General features: G+C 31.7%; 13 protein-coding genes. 3 read left to right on the top strand and 10 right to left on the bottom strand.

Annotated features, from left to right (window positions below; genetic code table 11):
* Window positions 1-456: 456 nt before the first annotated feature.
* Window positions 457-1,692, bottom strand: a complete 1,236-nt coding sequence (locus JE46_RS10845; protein WP_031455301.1) for an ABC transporter permease — start codon at window positions 1,690-1,692, stop codon at window positions 457-459.
* A gap of 109 nt (window positions 1,693-1,801) precedes the next feature.
* Window positions 1,802-2,296, bottom strand: coding sequence for a YkgJ family cysteine cluster protein (locus JE46_RS10840; protein ID WP_031455300.1), 495 nt, complete (start codon window positions 2,294-2,296; stop codon window positions 1,802-1,804).
* A 74-nt stretch (window positions 2,297-2,370) separates the two neighbouring features.
* Here JE46_RS10840 and JE46_RS10835 point away from each other — a divergent pair, with 74 nt between their 5' ends.
* Genes JE46_RS10835 through JE46_RS24680 form a run of 3 tightly spaced genes read left to right on the top strand, consistent with a single transcriptional unit; the run spans window position 2,371 to window position 3,552 of the window.
* A complete protein-coding gene (locus tag JE46_RS10835) occupies window positions 2,371-3,078 on the top strand; it encodes a class I SAM-dependent methyltransferase (protein ID WP_031455299.1) in 708 nt (235 codons plus the stop codon).
* A gap of 15 nt (window positions 3,079-3,093) precedes the next feature.
* Window positions 3,094-3,279, top strand: coding sequence for a DinB family protein (locus JE46_RS24685; protein WP_317041405.1), 186 nt, complete (start codon window positions 3,094-3,096; stop codon window positions 3,277-3,279).
* A 39-nt stretch (window positions 3,280-3,318) separates the two neighbouring features.
* The gene (locus tag JE46_RS24680) at window positions 3,319-3,552 is read left to right on the top strand and encodes a DinB family protein (protein WP_317041404.1); all 234 of its coding nucleotides are present in this window, start codon (window positions 3,319-3,321) and stop codon (window positions 3,550-3,552) included.
* A gap of 143 nt (window positions 3,553-3,695) precedes the next feature.
* Here JE46_RS24680 and JE46_RS10825 read toward each other — a convergent pair whose 3' ends face one another.
* From JE46_RS10825 to JE46_RS10790, 8 genes are all read right to left on the bottom strand, one after another.
* A complete protein-coding gene (locus tag JE46_RS10825) occupies window positions 3,696-4,328 on the bottom strand; it encodes a 7-carboxy-7-deazaguanine synthase QueE (RefSeq protein WP_031455298.1) in 633 nt (210 codons plus the stop codon).
* 102 nt (window positions 4,329-4,430) lie between these two features.
* A complete protein-coding gene (locus tag JE46_RS10820; RefSeq protein WP_031455297.1) occupies window positions 4,431-6,098 on the bottom strand; it encodes a tetratricopeptide repeat protein in 1,668 nt (555 codons plus the stop codon).
* Between the two features lie 11 nt (window positions 6,099-6,109).
* Window positions 6,110-7,036, bottom strand: coding sequence for a PstS family phosphate ABC transporter substrate-binding protein (locus tag JE46_RS10815; protein WP_031455296.1), 927 nt, complete (start codon window positions 7,034-7,036; stop codon window positions 6,110-6,112).
* 1 nt (window position 7,037) lies between these two features.
* A complete protein-coding gene (locus JE46_RS24500) occupies window positions 7,038-7,268 on the bottom strand; it encodes a hypothetical protein (protein ID WP_031455295.1) in 231 nt (76 codons plus the stop codon).
* The gene (locus JE46_RS10805) at window positions 7,268-8,071 is read right to left on the bottom strand and encodes an energy transducer TonB (RefSeq protein WP_031455294.1); all 804 of its coding nucleotides are present in this window, start codon (window positions 8,069-8,071) and stop codon (window positions 7,268-7,270) included. The genes JE46_RS24500 and JE46_RS10805 overlap by 1 nt, the downstream gene beginning before the upstream one ends.
* 34 nt (window positions 8,072-8,105) lie before the next feature.
* Complete coding sequence (locus JE46_RS10800; RefSeq protein WP_031455293.1) at window positions 8,106-8,654, bottom strand: ExbD/TolR family protein; 549 nt, start codon at window positions 8,652-8,654, stop codon at window positions 8,106-8,108.
* Window positions 8,655-8,673: 19 nt separating this feature from the next.
* Complete coding sequence (locus JE46_RS10795) at window positions 8,674-9,306, bottom strand: ExbD/TolR family protein (RefSeq protein WP_031455292.1); 633 nt, start codon at window positions 9,304-9,306, stop codon at window positions 8,674-8,676.
* A gap of 52 nt (window positions 9,307-9,358) precedes the next feature.
* On the bottom strand, window positions 9,359-10,183 hold the full coding sequence (locus tag JE46_RS10790) for a MotA/TolQ/ExbB proton channel family protein (protein ID WP_031455291.1): 825 nt from the start codon (window positions 10,181-10,183) through the stop codon (window positions 9,359-9,361).
* Window positions 10,184-10,512 lie beyond the last annotated feature (329 nt).

The raw sequence follows: 10,512 nt of genomic DNA, 5'->3' as shown, positions 1-10,512 counted from the left end.
ACATCTATTTACATTTACAAGACTTTTGCTTACATAATTTCAATCTTTTTTTATTCTTTTTCTTAACTCTCTGGTAACAGCTTGTTTATAATTTTAAAAAAAATAGTTTATAGTAGGGTTTTTCTTTCTTCAAACACTGTTTTAATGTTTTTCGGTTTATTTTGGTATTGGTTTTTGCCGATTTTTCAGTCTTGGCGCCTGATTTTTCTCTTTTAATTACCGTTTGAAATCCTATTTCCGCTAATATTCTTCTGGAAAACCATACCCTAGCCCCGATGGGAGGGAAAATCCTTTTGTTTTGGGGTTCAAAACAAAAGATTTGGAAGGACAGCGGGAAATAGCTCCTAAACTTGAATGTAAAACTCCAAGATTAAATAGAATTAAAACACCAAGTATATGCGTAAAACAAACCCAAGTTAAAACTATCGGAATCGCAATGTCATTCCTTATAGTTTGCTAATCAAAACGAATCGCTTTTACGGGGGAAATCTTGGTTATAATATAGGAAGGAATTAATAATGCTAAGAAACAAATCATTATAGTCATTAAATTCAACAAGGCTATATAAGCCCAATTTATATAAACTGGCGCTTGATTAACATAGTAATTTTCGGGATTTAATTGAACTACTCCAAATTGCTGTTGAATTAACAATATTGAAATACCTATTAAGTTGCCCCAAAACAGTCCTCGTATTATAAGATAAAAAGCATTGCACAAAAATATTTTACGCACTGTCCAGTTATTCGCGCCCAGTGCTTTTAGAATTCCAATCATTTGTGTACGTTCTAAAATTAGCACTAATAAAGCAACTACCATATTTATTGTTGCTACCAAAATCATAACGGCTAAAATAACGATAATGTTGAAATCGAAAAGCTGAAGCCAATCGAAAATATAACTATATTTTTCAATTATAGTTTTAGTATCTAAAGTTGACGATGTTTGATCGTAGATTTGATCTCCTGTAGTTTTTATATTATTGAAATCTTTAACAAAAATCTCGAATGCACCAACCTGATCAGGCGCCCATTTATTAATTCTTTGAATATGACGAATATCTCCTATAATATAAGTTGCATCGAAATTTTGAAAACCAGAATTAAAAATACCAGTAATTTTGAATCGACGGCTATTTGGCATCTTGCCTTGCTCTTCTTTAATGAAAAAGGTATTAAAGCTATCTCCTATTTTTAAGTTTAAACGGTTTGCAAGAAATTTGGAAATTATAACTTCTTCATTTAAACTTTTAGAGAAATCAGGTAATTTCCCTTCTACCAAATATTCTTTTATATTATTCCAGTCATAATCTGCTCCTACTCCTTTAAAAATAATTCCTTCGAAAGCATTTTCGGTTCTGATGATTCCTGCTTTGCTTGCGATTGCCTGAATGTGGCTTACTTCTGGTACTGATTTGAAATTAGGATAAAAATCTTGTTTTTTAGAAATCGGAATCAATGTTACTTCAGAATTATTGTTGTCATAATTCGAAATAATAATCTGTCCGTTGAAAGCTGAAACTTTATCGCGAATTTTTTGCTGTAAACCGATTCCTGTTGCAACTGAAACCAACATCATGATAATTCCAATAGCTATAGCTGAAATGGCAATCTTGATAATAGGTGCCGAAATACTGCTTTTATAATCTTTAGCAGTAATAAGTCTTTTAGCTATAAAGTATTCCAGATTCAATTTAAGTCTTTTTTATTGATTTATATGCAAGTTTTACTTTGGTCAAAAATACATTTTAAAAAGCAAAAACAATTGTTCCTAAAAAACAATTACAAAATATTTAAGTTTCTTATAAAGGCAACTTCTTTTTCATTTCTTCAACGATATTATATGCCGCCGGACAAATAGCAACATTTTTTAAGGTAAGATCTGCAATTTGATGAAACTTTTTCCGATCTGTATGAGGGAATTCTCTACAAGCTTTTGGTCGAACATCATAAATCATACAATAATTTTCATTGTCAAGAAAAGTACAGGGAACACTTTTTAAAACATAGTCTTTATCTTCGTCTATTCGAAGATATTGATCGATGAATTGCTGTGGTTTTTGCCTAAAAGATTTTGAAATCCTTTCAATATCAGCCAAAGTAAATAACGGCCCGGTTGTCTTACAACAATTAGCACATTGCAAACAATCCGTTTTTTTAAATTCGGCATCATGCAAATCCTGCATAACATAATCTAAATTTTTAGGTTGCTTCTTTTTCAGCTTATCAAAATACTTTTTGTTTTCGATATGCTTATCTTTGGCTAACTTATTTAAGTTGTTTAAAATCTGTTTCAAGTTTACTATTTAAAGTTGATCTGCAAAATTAAACAACTTTAAACTCGAAACCTTAATCTTTGAACTAAATTACAATGAAAGATCTTTTTGGAAAAGCGATGTTTGATTTTCAAACCAATAATTCACCTGAAGATATTATTACCGAAACCACTATTTCAGAAGAAGATGAAATGAGTATTGATTATTTATTTCGTTCTTATAACGAAATGCCTAAAATAGAACAAAAAGCGCTACAATTGGCCACTGGAAAAATATTAGATGTTGGCTGCGGAGCCGGAAGCCATAGCTTATCACTACAGAATGATCGCAATTTAGATGTGATTTCGATTGACATTTCTGAAAAAGCAATAGAAACATGCAAACTTAGAGGCGTAAAAGATGCCAAAGTTCAAAACATATTAGATTTTGAGGGAGAAAAATTTGATACTATTATATTATTAATGAATGGTGTTGGTATTTTTGGAAGATTAGAAAACTGTAACAAGTATTTGTCTAAACTAAAATCACTTTTAAATGAAGGCGGACAAATCCTGCTCGACAGTTCAGATATTATTTATATGTTTGATGAAGATGAGGATGGTGGAAAATGGATTCCCTCAAATAATGATTATTATGGTGAACTTGTCTTTAATATATCATACAAAGGAGAAAAAGAAGAGCCTTTTGACTGGCTTTATTTAGATTACAACACACTTCAAAATGCTGCAATTGCAAATGGACTTAAATGCGAATTGATTTTAGAAGGTGACCATTATGATTATTTAGCCAGACTTTTTATTTAACATTAAAAATATTCGATGAAAGAATCTGATTTAGAAAAATTAAAATATCCAATAGGAAAATTTGAAGTTCCTGTAGAATATACCACCGGATATATTTCAAGTAAAATTGAAGAAATAGCAAATTTTCCTGAAAGACTGAAAAAAGAAATCATTCATTTAAGCGAAGACCAACTGAACACTCCATATCGTCCCGCAGGATAGACTCTTCGTCAAGTAATTCATCATTGTGCGGAAAGCCATATGGATTGTTTTATCAGAATTAAATGGGCATTGACTGAAAATAATCCGGTTATAAAAGCCTACGATGAAACTTTATGGAGCGAACTACCTGATAATTTACAAATGCCTATCGAACCTACACTAAATTTATTAAGTGGTTTGCATTTTAGAATAACTTATATCCTTAAAAGTTTATCTAAAACTGATTTAAAAAATCTTTTATTCATCCGGAGAGTAATTCTGAAATCAGCATAAATCAAATGATTGGATTATATGCCTGGCACGGAAATCATCATTTATCACATATCACATCTTTAAAAAAAGATAAAAACTGGAAATAAACATTATTTCCAATGATCTAAAACAAAAAATCTCTTCAAATGAAGAGATTTTTTGTTTTATGGTATGTTTAAATATTTATGAGTTTGAAGTGAAACCCTCCATTTTGGATTGTTCATTACATAATCAACAATTAGCGGAGTCATTTCTTCTTTTTTACTCCATTCTGGCTGAAGAAATAAAATCGCACCATCATTTACAAGTTCAGCTTGTTCTTCGGCAAAGATAAAATCGTGTTTATTATGAATAATTACTTTTAACTCATGTGCATTAGCGTAAACCGTCTGAGTAGGTAATTTATTTTTTTTAGGCGACAAACAAATCCAATCCCAAGTACCTGTAAGTGGATATGCTCCTGAAGTTTCAATATGGACTTTCAGGTTTTTATTTTTCAATTCCTGAGTTAAAAAAGTCATATCCCACATTAACGGTTCCCCTCCTGTTATTACAACTGTATCGGCATAAGTTGAAGCATTTTTCACAATTAAATCGATACTCGTAGGCGGATGTAATTCTGCATTCCAACTTTCTTTCACATCACACCAATGACAGCCTACATCGCAACCTCCAATTCGTATAAAGTAAGCCGCTGTTCCGGTATGAAAACCTTCACCCTGAATCGTATAAAATTCTTCCATTAAAGGCAACATTGCTCCTCTATTTACCTCTAATTGTATTTCTTTTGATAACATTATTTTATTTTAAAGTGCAAAGATAGTCAATTAAATACGGAACATAAAAAAACCGATAGCTCAAAGAACTACCGGTTTATATTTAGTAATATAAAATCTTTACTATTTCAAAGATTTAACAGATTGAGCAGCATATGTATTTGCAGGATCTAAAACTAAAGTTTTATTAAAATACTCAATAGCCTTAGCTTTGTCAGTGTTTGCATAAGCCGCACCAATTGCATTGTAAGATTCAACAACTTTCTTCACAGTAGCAGGCTTAGCCAATTCTTCTGGTCCTTTAGCTGTAGCTTTATTAGCATACTCAGTGTAATTTTTAATAATTAAATCATCTTTGTCTAATAAGCTGTTAATTCTTCCTTTATATAAATAAGCCTCATCATAGGTAGGCGAAGCAACTAAAATTTTATCAAAAGTAGCATCTGCGTTTGACAAAGCTGTTTTATCACGACCTTCAGCTGGTTTACTTGCATTACCATAATAAACAGAAATACCATAATAAACTGCATCATCTAAATAATTTTTAGATTCTGTATTAGCTGCTCCAAGTTCAAAAATAGCAGCCGCCTGAGTATATTGTTTTTTACCAAATAAGGCTTTCCCAAAATCAGCAAGTTCTTCTACAACCAATGGTTCTAATTCAATCGCTTTTTTGATATCAGCTAATCCAGCATCAAAAGCAGCTGGGTCAACAACACCTTCTGCGCTTGTTCCTTTTTTAATTTTAGACAACCCTAAATACAAATAATCTCTACCAATAACTTTGTTTGTAGGTGTTTTAATAAAATCTTCTATGGATTTAATTGCTACATCAGCATTACCATTTTCGTAAGCAGCATACCCTAAATACCTAAAAATTCTAGGATTTACTTTATTCTCTGCAATCATTTTGTTCGCAACTTCTTCAAGTTTTTTATAATCTTTCACTAAAATTAAGAAATCAGCATGACGCATTTTAGAATCTAAAGAGTAATCAGTAAGACTCAGGTATTTCTCATAATTTGTAATTGCATTTTGTAAATTTACTTTAGCTGTAGAAGGCTTATTTCTGGCCCACTTATAATAAGTTTCAGCTAATTCTCTGTAAACAGGACCATAATTAGCATTTAAAGCAATAACCTCATTAAAAGATTTAATCGCTTCATCATATGATTTAGCACCTTTCAATAAAACCCCTAATTGCATTTTTGCTCTTAAAAGTGTTGGATCTGCAGTAAATGCATCACGGTAAGCCTTATAAGCATCGTTTTGGTTATTTGCACCATAATAAGCATCTCCTATTGTTAAAAGTGCAATTGCATTTTGTGGTTCAACTGCCAAAGCACGTTGCAATACAGCAACAGCATTAGCATAATCCGGATTCTCAGAATTTATATATGCTCTACCAATGTAAATAAATTCATCTACACTTTTACGTTTCATATCTTTTGTGGCCAAACCGAAGTTTGCCTGAGCAGCAGCCGCATTTTTCTCATCAAGATCTATTTGTCCTAATCCTATATAATTTAAATTCTTTTTGTCAGCTGCCTCTAATCCATTTAAATAATAGATTTTAGCAGAGTCTACAACACTTTCATTTAAATATATATTTCCTAAAACAAAATTTGCTTCTCCATCAGAAGGTTTAGCTTTGATGATAGACTTCAGCAATGATTTTGCTTTTTGAAATTGCTCTGCATCAATTGCTTTTTTAGCTTCTTTGATATCTTGCGCTTTTGCAACAGAAGCTGAAGCAACTAAGGCAAGACTAAAAATTTTAAATTTATTCATCTCTATTGTAATTAATTTTCTTTATCGTTTATAATTTTATTTCTAATTTCCAGCTTTCTACCAGGAGTTCGAACTGGCATTAAACCTGATTTTAGAACAATACGCTGTCCAATGTCTCCTGCTATGAATGAAGCAAAGCCCATTCCTAATCCTGAATATCCCTGACAATTTATGACAAACAATTTACGTGCCAGAGGATATTTTTCTTCTGCAATATCATTTTGGGTTGGGCTATAATATTGATTACTATTTAATCCTTTAACACTCAAAACATTCAAATCATGAATAATATTCTGCATTTCCGGTGATGGCTGAGATAGCCAATTAACCCCAACAACACCAATCATACCATCATTTTCAGATACAAATTTAATAACTTCTTCATTGGTCTTAAATGAAAAAACGCTCTTAGCCGGTATATCCTTAACTTTAGCCAAATCTTTCATAAACCTTACTGTGCTGGAGTTTGGGTTATCAAAGACCAATCCTTTTATTTGAGGATTAGATATTCCTTTCATAAAATCAATTACAGTTTTTAACGCAATCAAAGTATCATTATTGTTTTTATTGGAAATAAAAGCAATAGCATCACTGGCAAATGGAGTAACTCTAGGGTTTATCTTGAGTTTTATAAATTTATCTGTTTCTTCCTTAGTTAAATCTCTCGCCGTAATAACAACCTTTGCCTTCTCATTCAATAAATCATTGATTAACTCTGCCTCCGATTTAGCTTTAACAACAACTTTAGCATCATAGTATGTTCCCTCAAAAACAGCAACCTGATCATCTATAATTGGCTTAACCGTTTCATCGACAGTAACTTCTATAGATCCCTTTAAAATTGTTTCCTTGTTCGAATCGTTTTTACTTTTTTGGTTACACATCGCAAACAAAAAGATAAAAACAATCAAAGCCAAAATTTTAACATTTTTTAACATGTCATTCAGTGTTAGAATTTATTAATCTTAAAAATCGTATCCCGGAATATACTATTAACAAAATACCAAATGCATATCTATAGATAGGATCCATGTCTAATGGTAATTTTTTCCAAAACATAATCATTAAACCCAGTACAAGATAAATCAAAAAAAACAATATTCCTAAAACGAGAAGAAATCGCTCTTTGAGCGATTTCTTCTGAATATTATCCAATATATTCTTTAACATTACTCTGCAGATTGAATTGTAATAGGAAGAGAATAAAGTACCCTTACTTTTTTACCATTTTGTTCACCAGGAGTCCATTTTGGACATTTTTTCAAAACCCTGATAGCTTCTGCTCCAGTTCCGTATCCGATATCTCTTAAAACTTTAATATCAGTTAATGAACCATCTTTTTCAACTACAAACGTAACATATACTTTACCTTTTAAACCTTCTTCTTCAGGAGTCTTGTAATTATTTCCTACGAATTTGTAGAATTTTTCCATCCCTCCTGGGAAATCCGGTTTTACTTCGATACCAGCCGTGTTATATACGTTGTTATCTTCTTGTACTATTTCAGCAACCGGTCCTTTACCAACTGGTTCATCGACAGTTAAAACTGCATCCGGGTCACCCTTAATAGTTTCAGAACCGATTTTCTTTTCTTTAAGATCCACAATTTTTGGTGGCTCTTCAGTAATCTCTTCAGTTTTAGCTACTACAGGTTTCACAAATTTCACCTGATCCACTTTTGGAGGTGGCGGTGGCGGTGGTGGCGTATTAGGCTTTACTTCCTCTTTTTTTGGAGGCAGTTTTATTTTAGTCAGCTTAATCTCGTTAGCTAATACTTCTTCTTCACCAGAATCAGGTATTAAACTCATAATAAGAGGAGCAGCTACAGCCAAGCTAAAAACAATAGAACCAATGATAAGTGCTCTTACCGTAGTTTTGGTATTTGATTTTCTTAACTCATATGCACCATATATCTTATTACGCCCTTCGAATACGATATCAAGCCACTGATTTTTTATAATATCTAATTTCATTTTTATTGATTATTAGGTTATTAAAAAAATAAAATTATTTTTTCTCTAACAATTCTGTTTCTTTAGGAAGAAAATCATTAACAATAGCATAAGTTTCAACTCCTGAAATTGCCATTTCATCTAAAATGTCAACTAGATTCTTATACTTTGATTTTTTACCTGGCTTGATAATTACAATGATTCCTTTCGCTTTATCACCAGTATATTCTATTACTGACTTTTTACGAGACAATAATACTTTACGAATTCCATCTTTTCCATAAGCGATATCTTTAGGACCTGCAATAGGACTGTCAATTAGCCCCATGTAATAGATAAGCTTATTATTCTCACCCATCATAATAGTCAAGGTTCGTTTTTCATCAACTTTTATATCCTTATTTTTAGTAGGATCTTCGTCTTTATCTGGCAAACCTAAAGGCATCGCCTGAGGTTTTGACAACGTAGTGGTCAACATAAAGAATGTGATCAATAAGAAAGCTAAATCTACCATTGCCGTTAAATCGACTTTTGAATTCTGCTTTTTACTTCTTACTTTACCACCTTTTCCGCCGCCACCGTCGCCGGTATTTAATTCAGCCATTTAGTGTATATTTTTTTAATTAAAAATCTTTACCTCTCATACCCGTAACCAAGTTAAAGGTATTGATTTTCTGATCTTGCAGAATATCCATAATCTTTTTGATTTGTGGATAATCTTCTTTAGCATCCCCTTTTATTGCAATCTGCAATTCTTTAGTACCTCCACTCAAATCAATTGTAGCTCTTCTTGAAATTAATAACCATTCTTTTAATTGATTATTTAAAGAATCGGTCGGAATTCCAGGCTGATTTGTCTTAGTTCTCTCTGCAGCCTTCATATCAATGATTTGCTTTAGATTTGCAAGCGGCACACCAAAGTCGTCCATTAACGAAAACTTAGTTTTATCCTCCTCTGAAAAAGCAACTCCTAATTTCGCACCCATACCCTCAAGAGTTTGTTTACGCAATTCTCTTCCTTTTAAATCAAAAAACACTTTGCTTTTCCCGTCTTTTCCTTTACCTATTGAAATAATAGCCAAATCAGAATCCGGCAATTTAGTTAACACAGTAGATGAAGGCGTATCAACTGGAAGTGCTTCAGGCACTTTAGCAGTAGCGGTCAAAATAAAGAACGTAAGCAAAAGGAACGCAACATCACACATGGCAGTCATATCTGTCGATGTTGACTTTTTTTTCATTTTTATTTTAGCCATTCTCTTTTTATTTTATTTTGATAATTAATCTAAAATTAATATCAAAAATTAATTATTGTCTTAAGCTTCCTCTGAATTTTCTGTAAGTATTTACGATTGTAGTACCAGCCTCATCGATAGAGTAAGTTAAATCGTCAATTTTAGCAGTAAAGAAGTTATAAGAAACGATTGCTAACACTGAAGTAGAGATACCTGTTGCAGTATTAATAAGTGCCTCAGAGATACCTGTTGCTAAAGCAGCCTGATCTGGAGTTCCAGCAGAAGCCAACGCACCAAACGCTTTAATCATCCCTGATACAGTTCCTAACAATCCACCTAAAGTTCCTAATGATACTAAAGTAGAAATAATAGTCATATTTTTCTCTAACATTGGCATTTCTAATGAAGTCGCCTCTTCGATTTCTTTGTGAATTACTTCTGAAGCTTCTTCACTATTGAAACCTTCTTTTTTAACGTCCTGGTATTTAATCAAAGCAGATTTAATTGCATTTGCAACTGAACCTTGTTGTTTGTCGCATGATGCGATAGCAGCTTCAATGTTACCTTCTTTGATGCTTCCTTGTACATTTTTCATAAATGCATCTAAATTAGCTTTACCAGCAGCTTTTGAAATAACAAAAAATCTTTCAATAGAAAAAACAACAACCATTAAAAACATACCTAATAATACTGGTACAATGAAACCTCCTTTATAAACCATACCTAAAGTATTCAATGGATGACCTGTTTCAGCGTTTCCTCCTTCAAAGTTAGCAGGAGCTCCCATAACGAATTTCCAGATTAACCAACCAACAAAAACACATGCTACAATAATGATTCCTGAAACCATCCCTCCTCCATTTGAAGTGCTTTCTTTTTTAACTTTAACGTTTGCCATTTTTTTTAATTTTAATAGTTTTAAATAATTTTTATTTTTAGTTATATTTAACTTGTAGAGGAGCAAATTTATATTTTTAGTTTAAATAAAAAAACTTTTTTTAATTTAATTGAATGAAATTTAACTTGGAATTACAAAAGATCTCATTAAATTGCCTGAGTATTTTTTTTGATAAACCAAAAAAATGCGTGATTTATAGAAAAATTACAACGTTTTAGTAAATATTCAAATATTCCTTTGTTATCTTCTTAAAAACCTGCGAAATTATTTTTTATATTATTTTCAATAAAAAAGCCTGTTTTCCTGTTAAAAAAAACCAATAAAAAGTT

The sequence above is a fragment of the Flavobacterium chungangense LMG 26729 genome (genome assembly GCF_000735715.2).
Classification (GTDB): Bacteria; Bacteroidota; Bacteroidia; order Flavobacteriales; family Flavobacteriaceae; genus Flavobacterium; species Flavobacterium chungangense.
The sequence above is the reverse complement of the archived record's forward strand: the minus strand, read 5'-3'. Positions and strand labels throughout refer to the sequence as shown.